The sequence below is a fragment of the Gemmatimonadota bacterium genome (assembly GCA_016712265.1).
GTDB lineage: Bacteria > Gemmatimonadota > Gemmatimonadetes > Gemmatimonadales > Gemmatimonadaceae > RBC101.
This window is the reverse complement of the sequence record JADJRJ010000030.1, coordinates 94,544-114,450: the sequence shown is the minus strand read 5'-3', so window position 1 is coordinate 114,450 and position 19,907 is coordinate 94,544. Positions and strand designations below refer to the sequence as shown.

Sequence of the window (19,907 nt, the reverse complement as noted above, 5' to 3'; positions counted from 1 at the left end):
ACTGAGCACATCGCGGGCGCACGGGGTACCACCCTCGTGCGCCCGTGGCGCATCCGTACGGCTCCTGTTGCGCCCGCAGCATGGGGGCGAACCGCGGCCGCGTCCCGGGCGTACATCCACGGGAACGCCCTGCCCACCGACTAGGGTAGACGCGGCCGTGGCGTGTCGCTGGAGTGGAAGCCACCGGTTAGCTGGGGCAGTTGGCAGCACTCACGGCTCACGTACGAGGTTCACCGTTGGCAGGGACTCGCACTTCTACTCGCGCGTCGTCCGAGCAGCTGGCCCGCCGCATCGCGGACCTCTGCCTGGACAACAAGGCTCAGGACGTCCTCATCCTCGACCTGGATGGTGTGACCGACATGACGGACTACTTCGTGATCGCGAGCGGCACGTCGGACACCCATGTGCGGAGCACCGCGGACCGGGTGGTCGAGACGCTCAAGGCGGCAGGAGAGGGCCCGACCCACATGGAAGGGACCACCCAGGGGCGCTGGGCGCTCGTGGATTTCGTGGACGTGGTCCTGCATGTGTTCCACCCGTCGATGCGCAGCTTTTACCAGTTGGAACGCCTGTGGAGTGATGCCCGGGTGATCCCCGTTGCCGCACAAGGAGCCACCGTATGACCAGGATTCGCCGCCTGCTCGTGCTCGCCCTGCTTGCCGGGGCCGCGCCAGCCGCCGCCCAACAGTACTTCGGGCAGAACCAGGTGCAGTTCGACGAGTTCAAGTGGCAGGTCCTGGAGACCGAACACTTCCTGATCCACTACTACCCGGAGACGGCGGACATCATCAACGATGCCGCCCGGATGGCCGAGCGGTCGTATGCGAGGCTCTCGCGGCTCCTGAACCACCAGTTCCGCGAGAAGAAGCCACTGGTCCTGTTCCGCTCGCGAACGGACTTCGGGCAGAACAACGTCACGGGGGACCTGGGCGAAGGCACGGGCGGCGTGACCGAAGCCCTGCGCCATCGCGTCCTGTTGCCGTTTACCGGCGACTTCCAGTCGTTTGAGCACGTGTTGGCGCACGAGTTGGTGCACTCCTTTCAGTACGACATCTTCGCCCGCGGCCGCGCCGGTGGCGGATTGCAGACCCTGGCCCAGGTGCAGCCCCCCTCTGGATGATGGAAGGGATGGCCGAGTACCTGTCGCTTGGACCTGGCCACGTCCTGACGCACGCATGGATGCGGGATGCCGCGCTCAACGGCAATCTGCCGACGATCAAGTTGATGACGGATTATCCGGACCGGTTCTTCCCGTACCGGTTTGGCGAGGCGTTGTGGGAGTGGATCGGGGAGCGCTGGGGCGATGATGTCATCGGCGAGATCCTCAACGCGACCCCCAACGTCGGGGTGGAGCGCGCCTTCCGTCGCGAACTCGGCCTCTCGCTCGAGGAGCTCGGCGACGAGTGGAAGGAAGCGATGCAGACCCGCCACCTCCCCAAGGTGGCCCAGCTGGACCGCGCGCGGAAGTTCTCCGATGCGCTGCTCAACCAGCGTCGGACGGGTGGCTTTTCACAGTTGTTCATTGCCCCGGCCTATTCGCCGGACGGCAAGTACATCGCCTTCATCTCCCAGGGCAGCTTCCTGCGTGGGGAGGTCTTCCCCGACCTGTGGCTGGGCGATGGCGAAACCGGCAAGCGTATCAAGCGGCTGATCAAGTCGACGCTCGACCCCGACTTCGAAGAGTTGCGGCTGATCTATTCGCAGAGCGCCTTCTCGCCCGACGGCAAGACGTTGGCCTTCACGGCACAGCGCAACGGGCGCGACGTCTTGTACCTGATGGACGTGCAGCGCCGGAAGATCACGCACACCTTTGACAAGTTCGCGCTCGACGTGGTGATGAACCCGTCGTTCTCGCCCGATGGGAAGCAAGTCGTGATCAGCGGCTACAACTCTGGGGTGTTCGACCTGTTCATCGTGAACGTGGCCGACGCCACGCTGCGCCAGCTCACGAACGACAAACACGCGGAGATGATGCCGCAGTGGTCTCCAGACGGAAAGACGATCGCGTTCGCGACGGATCGCGGCGAGGGCACCGACCTCGACGTCCTGCGTTTTGCGAAGTGGAAGATCGGGACCCTGGACCTGACGGCAAATCGCGTGGAGGTCCTCCCGAACCAGGATGGCCTGAACCTCAATCCGATGTGGGCGCCGGACGGCAAGTCCCTGGCCTTCCTCTCGGATCGGAACGGGACGTCGAACATCTTCCTGTACGACTTCGAGAAGAAGGAGCACTACCAGCTCACCAATGTGGTCGGCGCGATCTCGTCAATTTCCGAGTACTCGCCCGCGATCACTTGGGCACGCGGCGCTGACAAACTCGCCTTTACCTACTACGAAAACGGCGACTACACCGTCTGGACGATCAACAACCCGCGCAAGCTCAAGAAGGACCCGTATCGCGCGACGCCGAACACCGTGGTCGCCAGCGCCGCCCCCGCAACGCCCGCCGTGCCGGCGGCTCCCACGCCGGCCGTGAGTGCGGCGCAGGCCGCCGAAGACATGCGTCGTGCCATCGAGACCGCCGCCCGCGCCGCAGACACCACACGTCGAGAGGAGACGGTGTCCATCTACCGCTCCGCGACGGGGCTGCGACCGTCGGCCGACATGCCGGGGACGAATGAGCGATCGGGCAATGCGCCCATCTCGGTGAGCGAACTGCTCGACAGCGCCACCTTCGCCCTCCCGGACACGAACAGCTTCCGGAGTTACCGGTATCGCCCGGGACTGCAGCCGGAATACATTTCGCGCCCCAGCGTCGGGTACGCGCAGGACAACTTTGGCCGCGGGTTGTTTGGTGGAACCGCGATCGTGCTCGGCGACATGCTGGGGAACAACCAGCTCGCCGTCGCCGGCCAGATCAACGGACGGCTCAGCGAAGCCTACTTCTACGGGGCGTACACCAATCGCGCCAAGCGCCTGCAATACAGCGCGGGGCTCGCCCAGACCCCGATCTTCTTCCTCAATGACTATCGGGAAGAGCCGGTCGGGAACGGCCTGCCCCGCACCGTCCAGAGCTACGACATCGCCCGCTTCATCATCCGGCAGGGCTTTGCCATTGCGATGCGACCGAAGAACCGGTTCACCCGATGGGAGTTCGGGCTCAACGCGACCAACCTCGCCTCGTCGGTCGCAACCATCGAGCGCCTCGTCGACTACGGGACCGGCTTCGCCTCGGACTTCGTCACCACGGCCGTGCAACCGGGGCGCAATCGCTCCTACTTCGGGCCGTTTGCCGCCTACGTCTCGGACAACTCACTGTTCGGCTACACCGCCCCAATCAGCGGACGCCGCTTCCGCTTCCAGGTCGAGCCATCCATCGGCCAGCTGCAGTGGACCGAGATCACGGCCGACTATCGCAAGTACGTCCCGATCCTGTTCAACTTCCTCACCTTCGCCTGGCGCACCCAGGCCAACGTGGGCGTCGGGCGCGACGAGCTGGAGTTCCCCAAGTACATCGGGCGCCCGGACTTCGTCCGTGGCTACGACCGCGAGCAATTCACCTCGCAGTTCTGCGGCGGACTCGTCAACGACACCTCGTCGTGCAGTGCCACCGAGTTGCTGGGATCGCGCGTTGCGTTCGCGAACGCCGAAGTCCGTTTCCCCTTGGTCCGCCGCTTTGACCTGGGCCTGATCCCAATTTCCCTGCCACCAGTTGACGGCCTCGTCTTCTACGACGCTGGCGTCGCCTTCCGGAGTGGTCAGTCGGTGTCCCTCAAGAAGCCGGCGGGCTACGACGAGGACACACAGCGCTACGTCCTGCGCAGCTACGGCGCGGGGATCCGGCTCAACCTGTTCGGCTTTGCCCTCGTCCGCTGGGACTACGCCATCCCGCTCGATCGGCCGGGACGCAAGGGCTACTGGATGTGGACGCTCGGCCAGTCCTTCTAGGTCGATCACACACCGGAACCAGCGGGGCCGCCAGCGAATTCGGCTGGAGGCCCCGCTTCGCACTGAGGGGGTTATTTTCCCCCGGTGCGCCCCCGCCCCTCCTTCCTTGCCCTGTGCTTCCTCGCCGCGTGTGGCGACCCGAAGCCCGAACCGTCGAGTGAGGGACGGATCCCGGCAGGCCCCGATCCGGTCGTCGTGCGGATCCCCCGCGGCGGCGGGCTGGTGCGAGCGTATCGCTTTGCTACCCTCGATTCCGCGATCTGGCGGTCCTCGCACAACGCACCGCCGACCGAACGTGTCCTTGCGTTCGACCAGGAGAACGGACTCCTCGCCTTCAGCGACACCGCCGGATATCCCGGGTGGATCGACCTGCGATTGGGCGCCGTGCGCCGACCGACGCGGGCCTCCTTTGCATCGGTAGTCTCCGCCGATGGATGGTCCCTCTACGGGACCACTACGAGCGGCAGCCTCGTGCGCATGACCCCAAGCGGTGACTGGCAGTCGCCGCAGTCCGATCCCATCCGCCGGGCGATTCCGGCGCCGGATGGCAACGTGGTGGTCGTGGCCAGGCGCGGCGGCGGCGACATGTTGTTTCGCATGCGCCCCCCGGATGACGCTGTTTCCGACTCGATGGCCGTCGGCACCATCTCGCGGGCCATGGTCACCTCGGTCGGAGATCGCGCGTACCTGGCCGTCGGCGGCACCCTGTGGAGCGTTCCGCCGGCAGACTTCGAGGGAGCCGAGGAGTTCATCCTCGGTGACGAGGTGCTTGCGCTCGCGCCCACCCCCTCCGGCGACCGGATCTTTGTCGCCGACGCCAGCACGGCGCGCCTGCAACGCCTCGACCGCTATGCGCGCAAGGTCAGCGGCAGTACGCGGCTTCCTGGCCTGGCCACGGAACTGCGCATGGATCCCCTCGGTCGCTATCTGCTCGTGCGACCGGTGCGAGGCGACAGCGCGTGGGTGGTCGACGTGGGGACTGAAGCGGTCGTCGGGACGATCCCCACAAAATGGCGTGCGGATCTGCCAACGGTCGCTGTTGATGGGTCGGTCATCGCGTGGCAGGCGAACGACGTGGTGTTCATCGATCCAAAGGGCTCGGCGGAGCGGCGCAGGGTCGGTAACGGCGCCAACGACATCTGGTTCTTCGCACGCTGGAATGGCTTCCGCCCCAGAGCGCGTGGTCTCGACCAGCCCGTCGCGTTCCGAAGCGGGGAGAGCGCCCCCAGGCGCGCCCCTGCCGCCAGTGAATCGGTCGCGACACCAGTTGCGCCCGCCGAGCCCCCGGGCCCACCCGCTGCTGGCAGCGACCAGCCACCTCCAGCTCCCCCGCCAGCACCGGTCGGGCGAAGTCGTTGGGTCCTCTCCTTCGCTGCGGTGCTGAGTGCCGAGCGCGCACAGGGTCTCGCGGAACAAATCTCCGTGAACGGGGAGCGACCTCGCGTCTCGACGACCGCGGCCGACGGGACGACCGTGTACCGGGTGATCATGGGCCCGTTTGGTTCGCGTGATGAGGCAGAGCGGGCCGGCCGCGCCTCCGGACACACGTTCTGGGTGTACGAGTCGGGAGGTGGGACGTGAGCGCCGAGCAGCTACTCTTTGAGAACGCCTGGGAAAATGCCGGCCAGCGAGTCGCGTCGCTCATCGACGGCGTGTCGGCTGTCGCGGTCATCGGGGACGATCCCGTGGCAATTCGCGCCGTTGCGAACGGGGTGGCGAGGGCGCAGGCCCTGCACCGGCGGGTCTTCCTGGCTCATCTCCTTCCGGAGGCGGAAACCGCCACCACGGACGACCAGCCGGGGATCAGCGACATGGTGCGGTACGGCGTCTCCCTGGGACGCGCCGCGGTGACAAGTACCGAGTCGCCCAACTTGTATCACCTGTATCCGGGGGCCGAAGGGGCATTTGCGCCGGACATCCTCTCCAGTCGGCGCTGGTTCTCCCTTAGCGAGCAGGTGCACAAGGCGGGGGCCCTCCTGCTCGTTAGCGCGCCTGCGGGGGTTCCCGATCTGGCGTCCCTCCTGACCCAACTGGACGGGGCGCTTACCGTGGGTGAAACCACCGCTCCCGCCGGCGTGAAGTGCCTCGGCGAGGTGCACACTGGGGCGACCCTGCGGACCACGTCACTGGCGTCGGTACCCCCCGAGGTGCCGGCACGGCAGGGTCCACTCTTGCGATGGGGAATCGTTGCCGCCGCCGCCCTCGCACTCCTGCTGGCCGTGCCGCAGGTGCGCTCGCGCATCGGCCTGGGCGGCGATCCCGTTCAAGCAGCGTTCGACTCGGTCGTCGCACCAACGCTGACCTCGCTGCCCGATGTGGCACCACGGGTCACCTCGGACGCGGCGTGGGTCGCTGAGCTGCGGTTCCTCAATTCGCGATCCGACGCCCAGGCGCTGGTCACCACCCTGGGCGACTCGCTCCCTGGGGCGACCTTTGCTCCCGTCAAAATGCCCGGCGACAGCGCGACCTGGTATCACGTCGTGCTGGGAGCCTTTTCAGACAGCGTCTCGGCGGAGAACTTTCTCGCCGCATTGCGGACGCGGGGAGTGGTACCTTCGGCGGGCGGTGGGGTGACTCACACCCCGTTTGCCCTGTTGGTGGATTCTGCGCTCGACAATGCCATGGCCCGCGTCAAGGTTGCCGGATATCATGGTCGCCAACTACCGGCGTACGCGTTGCGGGATTCGGCTGCGGTCTGGCGCATTTACGTTGGGGCGTTCGCGGCGGGTGCCGACGCGGCATCGTTCAAGCACGACCTGGATTCGTTGAACATTCAATCGACCCTGGTCGTCCGGGTCGGGAGCACATCGTAGTGCGGTTGACCAAGCTGGAAATGCAGGGCTTCAAGTCGTTCGCCGACGCGACGACGATGCTCTTCGACAATGGCGTGACGGCAATCGTCGGGCCCAATGGCTGCGGCAAGTCCAACGTCTCGGATGCCGTGCGGTGGGTGCTCGGCGAGCAGCGCGCCCGCCTGCTCCGCGGCGCCAAGATGGAGGAAGTCATCTTTCAGGGATCGTCGGCGCGGCGCGCCGTCAATCTCGCCGAGGTGTCCCTCCACTTCGAGAATGAAGACGGCCAGCTCCCGGTCGCCTTCAAGGAGGTCGTCGTCACTCGGCGGCTCTCCCGCTCGGGCGAGAGCGAGTACCTGCTGAACGGTGCGTCCTGTCGCCTGCGCGACATCCACGACATGCTCCGCGGCACCGGGCTGGGTGCGGATACCGGCGTGGTCATTGAATCCAAGATGATCGATGCCCTGCTGTCCGACCGCCCCGATGATCGGCGCGAGCTGTTCGAGGAAGCGGCCGGCGTCGGACTGTATCGGGATCGCCGACGGAGCACGGAACGGCGTCTCGAAGAAACGGCGCTCGACCTCAATCGCCTGGACGACCTCATCACCGAGGTCCAATCGCAGGTCCGCTCGCTGGCGCGCCAACGCAAGAAGGCGGAACGCAGCGAAGAGTTGATGAAGCGACGCTTTGGCGTGGAATTGACCCTCGCCTCGCGTGAGATGGCGGCGTGGCACGCCGAATTGCAGGAACTCGAAGTGCGCGTCGCCGACCTGCGGGAGAGTGCGCCCGATGCGGGCAGTGCGGTTACCGATGCCGAGCAGGCGCGTGCCGCCGCCCAGGAATCGCGTGCCGCCAGCGAAGGCTCCCGCAACGAACTCGCCCAGCTTCTCGCCCAGCAACAACAGCGCGTGCAGGCCCTGCGCGGTGAGATGGCCGTTGGGGAGGAACGCCGACGTCACGCCATCGAGCGCCGCCAGCGCGCCGAGGACGAACAGCGCGACGGTGCCATGACGGGTGAGCGCCTCGTCGCTGAACGCCAGCGCGCCGTTGAGGAACTCGAGGTCGTACGCGCCGACACGGCCGCGGCCCGCGAGCAGGTGGCCTTGTTGAGCGAGGCAGAGGAAGCCACGCGGACCCTGGTCACGGAACGCCGCCGCGCCGTGGAGGCCGCCGAACGCGCCTTGCGTGAGGCGCGCGACCAGGTCCGCCGCCTCGAAATGGAAGCCGACGGTGCCCGCCGCGAGATGGCCGAGCTGGACGCGCGCACGTCGCAACTCGCAGCCGAACGCGAGGTGCTCGTGGACGCCGCCGCCGCACTCCAACGAGAGATTGCAGCGTCCGACGAATCCATGATCGTCGCCGCGGCCAACGTCACCGCGGCCACCGCCGCCCTCGCCGCCGCACGGGAGGCGGCGCGCGAAGCCCGCGAACGCGAGGCCAGTGCCCGCACGGCCTGGCAGGCGTCGCAGGATAGCTGCGCCAACCTGGAAGCCCGACTCAGCGCCCTCGAGGGACTCGAGCGCGAACGCGTCGGTCTGGCCCCTGCCGCCGCACGACTCCTCCGTGAGCGTGAACGATTCGGCGACGGGGCCATCCTCGGCCCGGTCTCCGACTTCGTGAGTGCCGGCACGGCCTCGGCGGCGCTCGTCGAGCGCTTCCTCGGCATGACCCTGCACGCGGTCGTTGTACGTGACCGCGCCGCCGCCGACGCCGTGCGGGCCTGGCACGTTCAGACCAATCCGGGTCCGCTCCTGCTCCTGCCCCTGGACGCGGTCTCCAACAGTCCGGAACAGCAAGCCGGCGACCTCCTCACGCAGGTTGACGTCACCGCTGCTGCGGCCACCTGGGTGCGCACCCTGCTCGCGCAGGTCTTGCCCGTCGACGACGGCGCCGCCTTCGTGGATGCCCGCGGTGCCGTGTGGCTCCCGGGCTCCGTCTCCGGCCCCGGGCCCCTGCGTCGTCGTGCCGAACTCTTTGCCCTTCGGGCAGAGCTGCAAGCGGCACAAGACGCTCGCGCCAGGCTGCAGGAAGTCGCCGCGCTTGCCCGCGAGACCCTCGCCGAGGCCGATGCTGGAGTCTCGGCGGCCTCTGAACGCATGTCGCAGGCGCAAACCGAGGACCGGCGCGCCAACGATGTGCGCTCGGACCTGGAACGCCGGCGTCTCCGTGGCGCACGTGAGCTGGAAGAGGCGGACGCGCTCGCCGCGCGCCTCGTCCAGCGTCGTCAGTCTCTCGATGAGCGTTTGGCCACTCTCCTGGCCGATTCCTCCGGCCTCGAAGCTTCCCTTCCGGTAGCGGTGGACTCCGTGGAGTCGAGTCGCGCCGCGTCGGCCGAGGCCGATGCTGCCCTCGAGGCCGCACGTTCCGCGCGAACGGCCAGCCAGATTACCGTCGCACAACTCGACGCACGCGCGCACGTGGCCGAGGATCGCCTCGCGCGCATCGACCAGGAACACTCGAGCGCCACGGCCCGCCTCACCACCCTCGCCGCGGAACTCGGTGAACTCGGCGAGGTCGATCGCACGCTCGCCATGCAGATGGCGGAGTGGCAGGCCGATCTCGACACGCAGCTGAACACGTTGACCGATGTCGACGGCCGGCACCAGGTCGCCGTGGACGCCCTGCGCAGCGCGGACCAGGCCCTCGCGGAGGCCGACCAGCAGCTGGATGCCACACGGCGCGACTTGCACGACCGGGAGTCGTCCCTCTACCAGGGCGAGGTCCGTCTCGCCGAGTTGTCAGGCAAGCGAGCTGCCATTCGCGAGCGCCTGGAGGCCGAGTGGCGGCGTCCGCTGGAAGATCTCATGTCGAGCTACGAGGCCGTCGACATGGACGACGACACCCTGCGCGCCGAGGCCGAGCAGCTGCGCGCCGAGGTCGAACGCCTAGGCCCGGTGAACCCGCTGGCCATCGAGGAGCACGAGGAGGAGATCAAGCGCCTCGACTTCCTCACGACGCAGCGCACCGACCTCGCCGAGGCCCGGAACAAGTTGCAGCTGGCCATCCGCGAGATCGACCTGACCGCTCGGGAGATGTTCCTCACGACCTTCACACAGGTCCGTGAGAACTTCCGCCAGATCTTCATGACGTTGTTTGGCGGTGGTGAGTGCGATCTCCGCCTGGAGAATCCCGAGCTTCCGCTGGACTGCGACATCGAGGTGCATGCGTCGCCGCGCGGCAAGCGCACGCAGCGCATCAACCTGCTGTCGAGCGGCGAACGGGCGCTGGTCGCCCTCTCCCTGCTCTTCGGCATCTTCCTCACCAAGCCGAGCCCCTTCTGCCTGCTCGACGAGGTGGACGCTCCGCTGGACGACGCCAACATCGGCCGGTACGTGCGCATGTTGACCCAGTTCAAGGACAAGACCCAGTTCATCGTGATCACGCACAATCCACGGACCACCACCGAGGCGGCGGACGCGGTGTACGGCGTCACCATGCAGGAGCCCGGTGTCTCCTCGCTGGTCAGCGTGCGCATGCGCGGACTCGCCGTGGATGACGATGCGCCGGAGGCCGTGGCCGTGGTCGAGGCCGGTGTTGAGGCCGCGTAGGTCCCGTCGTCGTCAGGCACGGCTCCAGTGCGCCTGACGACGATTGGCACCGGCACTGCGGCGCCCCACCCGCAGCGGGTGCAGGCCGGGACGCTGGTGGAGGCCGGAGGCCTGCGGGTGTTGGTGGATTGCGGGAGCGGCGTCCTCTGGCGCATGGCGCAGTTGGGGCTGGACTGGAGCAGCATCACGCACGTGGTGCTGACCCACTTTCATGCGGACCATACGGCCGACCTCGTCGCATTCCTCACCGCATGGCGCTACGGGCAGTTGCCCCCGCGCGCCGAGCCGGTGACGATCATCGGGCCAGCCGGGACGGCCGCCTTCGTCGACCGCATCGCAGCTGCCTTTGCCCCGGCCATGGCGGCGTTCGTCCCGGGCCTTGAGGTGTTGGACCGTCCCCCGCACGATCCCCTCGTCCTGTCGGGCGGAGTAACGCTCGAGTGTTGCCCCGTTCCACATACACCCGAGAGTGTCGCGTGGAGTCTCTCGCACGAGGGACGGCGCATCACCTGCTCGGGTGACCTGGGTCCCTCCGACCACTTTGCCGAGTGGGCGTCGGGCAGCGATCTGTTGCTGCTCGAATGTTCACTCCCTGCCGCATTCGACGTCCCGATTCACTTGACCCCTGAGCAGTGCGCCGAGGTCGCCGCGCGTTCGCGTCCAGGAGCACTGTGGCTCAATCACTTCTATCCGCCGGTGGAATCACTCGACCTCGAGGGAATCATCGGCGCGCGATGGAGTGGATCGGTTGTTCGGGCCACCGACGGTGCGAGCGTTTTGCTCGGCCCCGGGAACGGCCCCCCCATTTCCGGGTAATCCTGCTCATGCGTGCCGCCTTCGTTGTCGCCCTTGTCCTCCCTGCACCAGTCGTTGCGCAGGCCACCGCCGCCGACTCAGCCATCGCGCGCGCCGTCGCGGCCTATGCCAGTGTGAGGACGGCGCGGGCCACCTTCGAGCAAACCATCACCAACACCCTGACCGGGTCGGTGATTCCATCGAAGGGGGAGTTCCAACAGTCGCGCCCGGATCGCTTTGCCTTTCGCTTCACCGATCCCAAGGGCGACCTGATCCTCAGCGATGGCAAGTTTGTCTGGTTGTACCTCCCAAGTTCGACCAAGGGCCAGGTGATTCGCGCGCCGCTCACCGCGGATCTCGAGGGGTCGATCGACCTGGTGGGTGCGTTCTTTACCAATCCGCGACAGCGGTACACGATCACCGACGCTGGTGCCGCGACGATCGACGGGCGCGCGACGCGCGCCGTGAACCTGGTCCCGCGCAAGGGCGACGCGAGCTTCACCCGCGCGCGCATCTGGGTGGACGTCGCCGACGGCTGGCTGCGGCAGTTCGAGGCACACGAACCCAGCGGGCTTACCCGCAAGGTGAAGATCACGAGCTTCACGCCTAACGCGCCGGTGGAGGCAGGGGCTTTCACGTTCAAGCCTCCGCGGGGCGTTCGCATCGTGGAGAGCGGGAGCATTCGATAGGGCTTCGCGCGAAGCGACCGCTGCCCCTCACCGCGAACCCCCCGCCGGATCGCGGCGATTACCACGCCCGGCTTGCCATCCTGCAACCGGTGCCCTCCGTCGGGCACGATCATGTGCACGAGGCCGAGTCGGTCGGCGACCGCTACATGCAGTTCCAGCCACACCGCCTTTGCCCGACGGCCGATCGACGTGTCAGGATTCTCCACCCGGCCCGCGGATAGCAGCGTCCCCGCGAGCTGCGGCCGACGTCCGCCCGCGGCGAGGGCCAGGCTGGCTTCCATCGCCTCGTACTCCGCGCGTGTGGTGCCCCGCATTCGGGCGCGGGCTGTCGCCTGGTTTTCACGAAAGCGTGCTTCCCCAATGATCTCGCGCTGGCGCACGAAGAATCCTGCGGGCGTGGGATCGACCAGGACCACCCCCTTTACCCGATCCGGGTGCCGCCGGGCGTAGGCCGTTGCGTACGCCCCTCCCAGTGAATGAGCCACCACGACGACCGGGGCGTGAGGTGAATGGGCCACAACGACTGAAGCCAGATCGTTCACGGCACGAAGTGGGTCGAAGAGCGTGTCTGTCGACGGCGATGCTCCAGTGCCACGACGATCGTACCGCACGACGCGCGCGAACTGACCAACGGAGTCAACCAGTGCTGCCCATGCCGCCATGCCTTCTCCCAGTCCGCTCTCGAAAACCACGGCGGTTTCCCCGGCACCCTCGAGACAGCTGTGCAGCGTCGCCTCAGTGACGGGGATCACGCGTGCGGTCCCGTCGCACTCCATTCGCGGACGCATCATCAGCCACCCTCGCGGTCTTCCATGCGCCACTCACCCAGCGGACCGACGCGCGCATCGCGCCTCGGGACCCCGCCCTATTGGATCGCCTCTACTCCCGCTGAAGCCTGAACTACGGTGGGAACGATTTCAAGCACACCCCCCCCTGCGCGCAGTTCGACCACAAGCGGACCGGTGGCGCGCAACCCGACCGTCTTCAGTTCTTCCGTGACGCGTCGGGCCTCAGTCACATCCAATACCACTCGGACCCGGTCAACGTCCGGCTTCGGGCGATCTGCGGGCTGCAGCCTCTTCAGGTACGACTCCCGGTCGACTCGCCCGCGGACCGCTGGGTTCTCCGGCCAACGTCGCGCGTTGTGTGAACTGTCGTACAGCGTATCGCAGAGCCCCACTCATCCGTTGGCGCAGCGACTCGGCGCCCTGCAGCGATCACCAGTGCAGAACGCCGAGCCACCGTCTCCGGAGCGATGCGCATATGCGTCGTGCTCGCATTGTGGTCAGGCGGAGTGCGGGTGAACGCCTCGGCGGACGCCTTGAGGGCTGCGGCGATATCTCCGTTTGCATCGAGCCCCGAGCCCTGGAGACGCTCATCGAAGGCATCGCGCAGCTCCACAATTTCCGTGGAGCTCGGCTGTCCCCGTATTAGGGCACCACCGTTCACCTCCCAACCGTCGAGGCTGAGACAGCGTAGAAGTTCACCCTCGCGATCACCGAACAGGTGCTTCGTCGGAGCATCCGCGCGGGCTGAAGCTCGTCGCAGCACCATGTCGGTAACCAGGCGATGCACGTCCAACGGCTTGGCGCGCTCAAGGGTCGAGAGCAGGTGGCTCTGGCCCTCGTACGCCGGTTCCACGATTGCTGCCTTTGCGAGCAGGACCACCACCGCGTCACTTCGCAGCGAGGCCAAGAGCTGTGCCAGTGCGGAGAGAGTCTGCCTGCCGAAGTATGAGTCATCCATGGTCAGTGATCGCCGCCTAACGTTGGTGTTCAGCAGCGAAGCCATATCATACGACGGCGGCGAAGCCGCCAACCATGCCAGCCGCGCCTGCTGCAACACATGGTTATGCCGTCCCTTGACGCGAGCCGCGTACTTGGACAAGTTCCCTGTGCAATACTGGAGGTGCTGCATGTCCGTCAAGACCAGCTACAGTCACGCCCGGGAGAACCTGGCCTCGCTCTGGGATCAGGTCGAGGAGTCGCGGGAGGCGGCCGTCATCCAGCGGCGCGGGCACGAAGACATGGCCCTCATCCCGGCCGACGAACTCGCGAGTCTGCGCGAAACCGCCTACTTGCTCCGCTCCCCCCAGCATGCCGTGCGTCTGCTGGCCGCGCTGACGCGCGCCCGCCGCGGGCGGGGCAAGGGAACGGATCTCCGCGCACTGCGTCGCGAGCTCGGGCTGGCGGAGGCCCCCTGAGCCCGTCGGCGAAGCGGCGGCGGAGCGCCGTCGTCGAGGCCGAGTGCCTGGAGGACCTACGCGATTGGGTGGACACCAATCGCAAGACCGCGCTGCGGGTCCTGGATCTGATGGAGGCCGTGCTCCGCGATCCGTTCGAGGGGATTGGCAAGCCTGAACCGCTCAAGCACCTCAGCGGGAATGTGTGGTCGCGCCGGATCAACGAGGCGGATCGCCTCGATCACAGCGCTCCATGCGCGTCTCGACACCGATGACGACTTCTGTGACGCCGCGGGACCGTTGCTCCACCTCCGCCGGCTGCGGCCTCCAACCATACACAACATCGCAGCGACCGAGCTGCAACGACTCATCCTCGGCATGGGATCCATGGCGTTCGTCGGCGCGGACATCGCGAAGACCCTGCGTGCCAACGACGTCGTTGTGGCCGATCCACGGTCCCTTGTCACGCTCACCCCCAGGGATGGCGCGCAATTCACCTGGGCACCAGCGCTCGACCCGGACCACGTGCCGAGGGTCATCGTCAATGGCCCGGGGGTGATCGGTGTGAATCTCCCCCCGTTGATGACCAAGCCCACCGGTTTCTCGAAGCTCCGCCTTCGGATCGCCACGCCCACCGACCTGATCGAGGTCGCGTTCGGCGTCGTGCGCCTGGACCCGACGGCCGATTGGGGCGATCAGGGCCACCCTCTTCTTCCCCGGATCCGCCACGATCCGGCGCCTCTCGGAACCTCCCTCGGCCGCGCACAAGATGAAGGCGGAAAGCGAGGAGCTGCTGAAGCGACTCTTCGCCCGATGACGAGCACGGTTGATTGCGCGTTGCCATCTCCTCCGCCAGGCCATAACATCGTCGCATGTGGTACCGTCGGCAGCCGCCAGGGGCTCGCCGCCACCAGGCACCTCACCTCACGAGGTCACGATGCAGACAGCGCGCTTCTTGTCGTTTGGGTTGCCGGGCCGGCCAGGCCGTCTCGTACGCGCGCTGTGCTTCACTGGTTCCGCGGTCGGACCGTCGCTGGGGGCCCAAGCACCCCCCGAACGCATCGATTACCTCACCTTTTCGCAGGGAGCCATTCCACTCACCGTCTCGGCGGCAGCCACCGCCGCCGGCGTCACCATGGACAAGGCCCTCAGCTCCGTCGATGGGAATCCCACGGGCTTCACGCTGTCACTCCGGATGCAGGGCGCAGATGGCGCCACCGAGATCACTTACGCCCTCCCCGCCCTGACCACCTTTGACCGGTTCGCGGTACCGAACGTCCTGGAGACCCCGAGCCCTGGCTCGACCTTCTCACGCATCGTTGAGGTGCACGGCTCCGCGTCCTCTCCCACCGACGGATTCGCCCTCCTCGGCTCGGCGACCCTCACCACCCACCCACAACGCGGGCAAGTCACCGAACTCACCCTGCACGCGCGCACGCCGGTGCGGTGGGTCAAGTTGCGCCTGGTTGGTGGGATCAACGTCCAGCGCGATCAGATGTTTTACGAGTTCAGCGAGATTGTCGGCAACGGCACACAGGAACCCATCGCACTGGCGACACACTTCACCGGGGCCTGGCAGGGCCGCGGCGTGCAAATCGGACTGCGGCAGCAGGGCGCCGTCGTGTCAGGGTGTTATGATGGGCTCGGCTCCCTCAGCGGGACCGTGACGGGGAACATCCTGCGGGCGACCGGCCAGGAATCACGAACCGGCGTCAAGAGCCTCTTTGTCCTGACCGTTGTCGAGGACACCCTGCTGCGCGGCGTGCGTTCCACCAACGGGGCGCCGTTTCGCCTCTATACCAGTGGTCCTGGTCCGCAGTCCGCGGCGCGCTGCCCCACCCCTCCGCCGCCGGCCCTGGGCTGCAACTCGGTCATCCACGGCATCGGGTTCGGGTTCGACTCGGCGGTCATCACCCCGGAGTCGGAGCCCGTGCTGTCGATGTTGTACGACGGCCTCCGCAACGACCCAAGCACCGCGATCCTACTGGAGGGACACACATCCAGCGAAGGGACTGAGGCCTACAACCTGTCGCTGTCCCAGCGCAGGGCCGCTGCCGTGGTCGCCGACCTCGTGCGTCGCGGCATCCCCGCCGGACGACTGCGCGCCGCAGGAATCGGCGAGGCACACCCGATTGCGACTAACGATGACGAGAGCGGTCGCTCGCTCAACCGTCGGGTCGAGGTGCGCTGCACGTGATCTCGGCACACCCGGGGCCTCGCACATCTCTGCTCTCGTGACGGGGGCAGCGGCGTTCGGCGCTCCCATCGCCAGTCCTCACCGGGGATCCTGCGGCACGACCACCTAAACCAGGCCACATGCATGACACGTTGGGCCTTCGCCACGATCACCCTCATTGGGGTCGCGCTCGCCCTTCGCGTCCCGCGCCGGGCGGTCCCACTCACCACGCCGGCGCCCACGGGCGTCGTTGATCACCACGTCCACATTCTCAGTCCGGATCTTGTGCGCGACTGGAAATCCCTCGGTGTCCCTTTCTCGCGCCCGGACTCCATCTACACTTCCGCAGCTTCCCTCCTCTCCGGCCGGGACGATTCGGTTGCGGCGACTGTGCTCGTGCCGATGGGACACCTCTACGCCAACCCGGAGTTTATTGGCGGACTCGCCATCGACACGGCGGAAGCACACGGCCGCGTCCGACGTGAGAACCGCTGGGTCGCCGCCGAGGCGGCACGATTCCCCGGGCGGGCCACCGCCCTCTGTTCGGTGCCGGCCATCGCGTCATGGGCACTCGAAGACCTCGCGTGGTGTCGCGACTCCCTGCACACCGCTGGGATCAAGCTGCACCTCGCGAGCTCCCAGGTCGATCTGCGCGACGCGGCTCACCTTGATCGGCTCCGCCTCATCGCCGCCTTCGCGACCGCCCACCACCTCCCAATCCTGCTCCACGTTGACCCACAGCGGCGTGGCCACGACTCCACACACATCCGTGCCCTCGCAGAGCGGGCCTTCGCGCCGCATCCCGAACTGACCGTGATTATCGCCCACCTTGGGGGAAGTGGGGGGTACGGCCCCTGGACGCGCACCGTCTACCGGACCCTTCGCACCTGGCTGAATGAGATCGAGGCCACCGGCCCGGTACGTCGGGTCTACTTCGAGTTGTCCGCCGTCGTCCTGGAGCGTCCCTCCGAGGGCGTGCCTGCCACCACCACTGGCGAAGCCACGCTCTTGCGCGAGGACCTGCGACGCCATGGCTTCGACCGGGTCGTCTTCGGGTCAGATTACCCGGTCTTCGACCCTCTGGACGGGGCACGCGCCCTCACCTCAACGCTCGGACTCACCGCTGCGGAGGCCGCCGGGATCGTACGCCGCGTGCCGGGACTCACCGCGCCGGCGCCGTGAGCCCTGCCGACAGCATGTTGATGAGCAACCGCGCACTCCCTGGCACTCCCGCCGACAACTGCCGCGTCAACGCCAGCGCAGACACCACCACCTGACCCCGCCCCAGTCGGGCCAACAGCAAGCTTCCACGATTCTCGCGCTCCCCAGCATCGTGCATCTCCAGCAACGAGACATACCGCGGATCGATCACCGTCGGCACGAACAACGCGCGTTCCTGCTGCCAGTTGGACCAGTCCGCGGGCCCCAACACATTCGGCCATCGCAAGAGCCGGTGCGACGGCGCCAGCAGCGTCACGCGCGCAGCCGGGTCACTCACTCGCTCCGCTGGCAAATTCCACCCGAGGGGATACGGAAGAAACGGTGTGAGCACGGTCGGCGTCGTCGAGTGGAACAGGACCAACGTACCCCCGGCGCGCACGAACGCCTGCAAACGCTCGGCAGACGCGGCGAGTGACGGAGCGCCATCGACGACCCGAGGGCCGAGAACCACGGTGGAGTACCGCGACAAATCCACAAGGGGGAGTTCAGCCGGATCGAGTTCGGTGACGGGGACATCGAGCTGCCGGAGATATGCGGCCGTGCCATCGTCCACGTTCCGCACCCACGCCACCGACAACCCGCGCGGGACGACCAGGTCCACGCTCTGCAGGTAGAGCGCACTGCTCCGGTAGAGGCGCGCTGGTGTGATATGTGGATACGCAACGGTGCGGAACCCCTCGGAGAACTGCGCGCTGTCCTCCCCAGTCCCGATCACCCCGAACTCGTAGCGACCGGGCGCGAGTCGCCCGCGCAACGGCAACCGAAGGTCAGCGCGTTCGCCCGCCCGGAGCGAGAGGGAGTCGAGCCTGGCGTCTACCTGAAGCCCATCCGGGCGCACGATTCGCAAGGCAAATCGACGTGTTGAATCCGAGTACGATTGCAGCGTCAGGCCAAGTTCCTGGCGAATCGGGGTATTGGCGCGAAGCCACTGCAGGTTGAGATCAAAGCTCATCGCCACGGGGGGGACACCAACCACGGGACGCCGCGCCTCGCCGATGGTGGGCCCGGTCACCACCGCCATCACCGGACCTGCACTCACGGCGAACGTCGCCCCCCCGATGTCGAACCCGACAGTGAGGTCGGTGAGCCGGCGAAAGTCGGCGGGCACGGCCACCGCGTTCAGCATCTCCGACGGCCCCGGGCTCACGATCCGCGCGATGCCGTCGAGTGGCGACGTTCGGGGTGGGTGCAGCCCCTGCAAGCGCGATCCCGCCCACCACGGATGGTCATCGGGGATCCCGGAGACAAACTGCGACCAGCGCACCGTACTGTCAGCGGGCACCGTGATCCGCGACGCCGCACCGTTGCGGGGTTGGCCGCCATACGCGATCCCGGTGACGACTACTGGCTCCCGCCCGCGATTGTGGACCGCGAGGGTTACCGCCACCTGCTCGCCGTACGCCACCATTTCGCGCGCGGCCGTGACCTCCAGGGTGACACCAGAGGCGAGCAGCAGCGCACGAGCTGCACGAGAGCGCATGACGTCGAGCGTCGCATCGAGGTCTGCTTGCCCCTCGGTACAGGTCGACCTCGCCGTCCCCTCACCCCACCACGGATCCATCGCCGGATGCCGGCATCGCGGCGACCTCGCGCGGGCCCGGTCCACCAACGTCACCACGCGCGCGAGCGACGGCACAGAGCGCCATGGGCGTCGCAGGTCAATCGTGTCGACGATCGAGTCGGACAACGCCGTCACGCCGAGCAATGCCATGCCGATCTCGGTAGGTGCGTCGGCGACCAGGCGCACCATGGTCGTGTCCACGCGATCGAAGAGCCCGGCGTCGTCCCCCGCGGCTTCTCCTCTCCGGCGTCGCAAGACCAACCACTCCATGCCGCCCCGTGAGCCTGGGAGCAACGCACGTCCAACCGCGGGCAGCTGCGACCGGTACATCGCCGCCGCACGCGCGGCCAAGCCGGCAGCGTCCTCCCCCGCGACCGGGTCGAACCCCTGCCCCTCGCGCGCCACGGCAAAACGACGACCATACAACTTCGTCGGCGTCCATGGGTCACCGATGGTGGCCCGCGGGAAGCGCATGGTATCCGTCGCGGCCTCGAACGACTCGGCGATGAGCGAGTCCGCGGCATCGCGCGTGGCGTTCGCCGCCCGGGGTGGGTCCGCGCCGTGCACCGACACGATCACATGCGGGCGAAAGGCGCGGATCACCGCGACCATGTCGGACACCAGGTCCTCACGTGGCCACCGCTGCAACAACTCACCCGCGTTCCGGGCAAAGCCTGGGTCGTAGGCACGCGTGAAGAACTGGCGGGCCCCATCGACCCTGCGGGCGGCAAGCGCCTCGTGCACACGCAAAGCGCCGAGTGCATCTCCGCCTTCTCGGCCGAGGGTGTTCAGGCTGACTTCACCGCGGGTGAGGGAGAGGTAGCCAGTCTCGATATGGTGCGTCCGCGTCAACGCGGCAATGAGGCGCAGGTCCTCGTCTCCGGGAAAGGCGCCGACCACGAGCACCCGCCCGGTGACCGCGATCCCTGCCGTGAGGTGTTCCAACGCGACCGCCCCTCGATCCTGCGCACCGCTCGGCGCCGCGAGGAGCAACGTGGTACACAGGACAGTCAATCGCGTACGGAGACTCATGCGCGGACGGGAAATGGTCGCTG

General features: G+C 67.4%; 14 protein-coding genes and 1 pseudogene. 12 read left to right on the top strand and 3 right to left on the bottom strand.

Going from position 1 to position 19,907, the window contains the following annotated elements; translation table 11 throughout:
• Positions 1 to 236 precede the first annotated feature (236 nt).
• The 8 genes from rsfS to lolA all read left to right on the top strand — a co-directional run bounded on the left by rsfS (position 237) and on the right by lolA (position 11,712).
• Positions 237 to 623, top strand: a complete 387-nt coding sequence (gene rsfS / locus IPK85_15765; GenBank protein ID MBK8248839.1) for a ribosome silencing factor — start codon at positions 237 to 239, stop codon at positions 621 to 623.
• On the top strand, positions 620 to 1,120 hold the full coding sequence (locus tag IPK85_15760; GenBank protein MBK8248838.1) for a hypothetical protein: 501 nt from the start codon (positions 620 to 622) through the stop codon (positions 1,118 to 1,120). The genes rsfS and IPK85_15760 overlap by 4 nt, the downstream gene beginning before the upstream one ends.
• Complete coding sequence (locus IPK85_15755; protein MBK8248837.1) at positions 1,117 to 3,888, top strand: PD40 domain-containing protein; 2,772 nt, start codon at positions 1,117 to 1,119, stop codon at positions 3,886 to 3,888. Before IPK85_15760 ends, IPK85_15755 begins: the two co-directional genes overlap by 4 nt.
• Positions 3,889 to 3,972: 84 nt before the next feature.
• The gene (locus IPK85_15750; protein MBK8248836.1) at positions 3,973 to 5,469 is read left to right on the top strand and encodes an SPOR domain-containing protein; all 1,497 of its coding nucleotides are present in this window, start codon (positions 3,973 to 3,975) and stop codon (positions 5,467 to 5,469) included.
• On the top strand, positions 5,466 to 6,701 hold the full coding sequence (locus tag IPK85_15745; protein MBK8248835.1) for a hypothetical protein: 1,236 nt from the start codon (positions 5,466 to 5,468) through the stop codon (positions 6,699 to 6,701). The genes IPK85_15750 and IPK85_15745 overlap by 4 nt, the downstream gene beginning before the upstream one ends.
• Positions 6,701 to 10,228: a chromosome segregation protein SMC gene (gene smc / locus IPK85_15740; GenBank protein MBK8248834.1), complete on the top strand. Its 3,528-nt coding sequence runs from the start codon at positions 6,701 to 6,703 to the stop codon at positions 10,226 to 10,228. Before IPK85_15745 ends, smc begins: the two co-directional genes overlap by 1 nt.
• 27 nt (positions 10,229 to 10,255) lie before the next feature.
• Positions 10,256 to 11,044, top strand: a complete 789-nt coding sequence (locus IPK85_15735) for a ribonuclease Z (protein MBK8248833.1) — start codon at positions 10,256 to 10,258, stop codon at positions 11,042 to 11,044.
• An 8-nt stretch (positions 11,045 to 11,052) separates the two neighbouring features.
• Positions 11,053 to 11,712 (top strand): outer membrane lipoprotein chaperone LolA, encoded by a 660-nt coding sequence (lolA, locus tag IPK85_15730; protein MBK8248832.1) that lies wholly within the window; start codon positions 11,053 to 11,055, stop codon positions 11,710 to 11,712.
• A 194-nt stretch (positions 11,713 to 11,906) separates the two neighbouring features.
• Here the strand turns inward: lolA and IPK85_15725 are convergent.
• Positions 11,907 to 12,503: pseudogene (locus tag IPK85_15725) on the bottom strand (alpha/beta fold hydrolase).
• A gap of 289 nt (positions 12,504 to 12,792) precedes the next feature.
• Entirely contained in the window at positions 12,793 to 13,629 is an 837-nt protein-coding gene (locus IPK85_15720) for a hypothetical protein (GenBank protein MBK8248831.1), read from the bottom strand.
• Here IPK85_15720 and IPK85_15715 point away from each other — a divergent pair.
• From IPK85_15715 to IPK85_15700, 4 genes are all read left to right on the top strand, one after another.
• Positions 13,628 to 13,915 carry a type II toxin-antitoxin system prevent-host-death family antitoxin gene (locus IPK85_15715; GenBank protein ID MBK8248830.1) on the top strand — a complete coding sequence of 96 codons (288 nt, stop codon included), beginning with the start codon at positions 13,628 to 13,630 and terminating at the stop codon, positions 13,913 to 13,915. The genes IPK85_15720 and IPK85_15715 overlap by 2 nt on opposite strands.
• Positions 13,912 to 14,169 carry a Txe/YoeB family addiction module toxin gene (locus tag IPK85_15710; GenBank protein MBK8248829.1) on the top strand — a complete coding sequence of 86 codons (258 nt, stop codon included), beginning with the start codon at positions 13,912 to 13,914 and terminating at the stop codon, positions 14,167 to 14,169. The genes IPK85_15715 and IPK85_15710 overlap by 4 nt, the downstream gene beginning before the upstream one ends.
• A 662-nt stretch (positions 14,170 to 14,831) precedes the next feature.
• Positions 14,832 to 16,091, top strand: coding sequence for an OmpA family protein (locus IPK85_15705; GenBank protein MBK8248828.1), 1,260 nt, complete (start codon positions 14,832 to 14,834; stop codon positions 16,089 to 16,091).
• Between the two features lie 123 nt (positions 16,092 to 16,214).
• Positions 16,215 to 17,252, top strand: coding sequence for an amidohydrolase family protein (locus IPK85_15700; GenBank protein ID MBK8248827.1), 1,038 nt, complete (start codon positions 16,215 to 16,217; stop codon positions 17,250 to 17,252).
• On the opposite strand, the gene IPK85_15695 is transcribed toward IPK85_15700, so the two are convergent.
• Positions 17,233 to 19,884 carry a PIG-L family deacetylase gene (locus IPK85_15695; protein ID MBK8248826.1) on the bottom strand — a complete coding sequence of 884 codons (2,652 nt, stop codon included), beginning with the start codon at positions 19,882 to 19,884 and terminating at the stop codon, positions 17,233 to 17,235. The genes IPK85_15700 and IPK85_15695 overlap by 20 nt on opposite strands.
• Between the last annotated feature and the right edge of the window lie 23 nt (positions 19,885 to 19,907).

Excerpts from the sequence above, each read along its gene's own strand:
- IPK85_15760 (MBK8248838.1), top strand. The coding sequence starts at position 620 with ATGACCAGGATTCGCCGCCTGCTCGTGCTCGCCCTGCTTGCCGGGGCC.
- IPK85_15755 (MBK8248837.1), top strand. The coding sequence starts at position 1,117 with ATGATGGAAGGGATGGCCGAGTACCTGTCGCTTGGACCTGGCCACGTC.
- lolA (MBK8248832.1), top strand. The coding sequence starts at position 11,053 with ATGCGTGCCGCCTTCGTTGTCGCCCTTGTCCTCCCTGCACCAGTCGTT.
- IPK85_15715 (MBK8248830.1), top strand. The coding sequence starts at position 13,628 with ATGTCCGTCAAGACCAGCTACAGTCACGCCCGGGAGAACCTGGCCTCG.
- IPK85_15720 (MBK8248831.1), bottom strand. The coding sequence starts at position 13,629 with ATGCAGCACCTCCAGTATTGCACAGGGAACTTGTCCAAGTACGCGGCT.
- IPK85_15705 (MBK8248828.1), top strand. The coding sequence starts at position 14,832 with ATGCAGACAGCGCGCTTCTTGTCGTTTGGGTTGCCGGGCCGGCCAGGC.
- IPK85_15700 (MBK8248827.1), top strand. The coding sequence starts at position 16,215 with ATGACACGTTGGGCCTTCGCCACGATCACCCTCATTGGGGTCGCGCTC.
- IPK85_15695 (MBK8248826.1), bottom strand. The coding sequence starts at position 19,884 with ATGAGTCTCCGTACGCGATTGACTGTCCTGTGTACCACGTTGCTCCTC.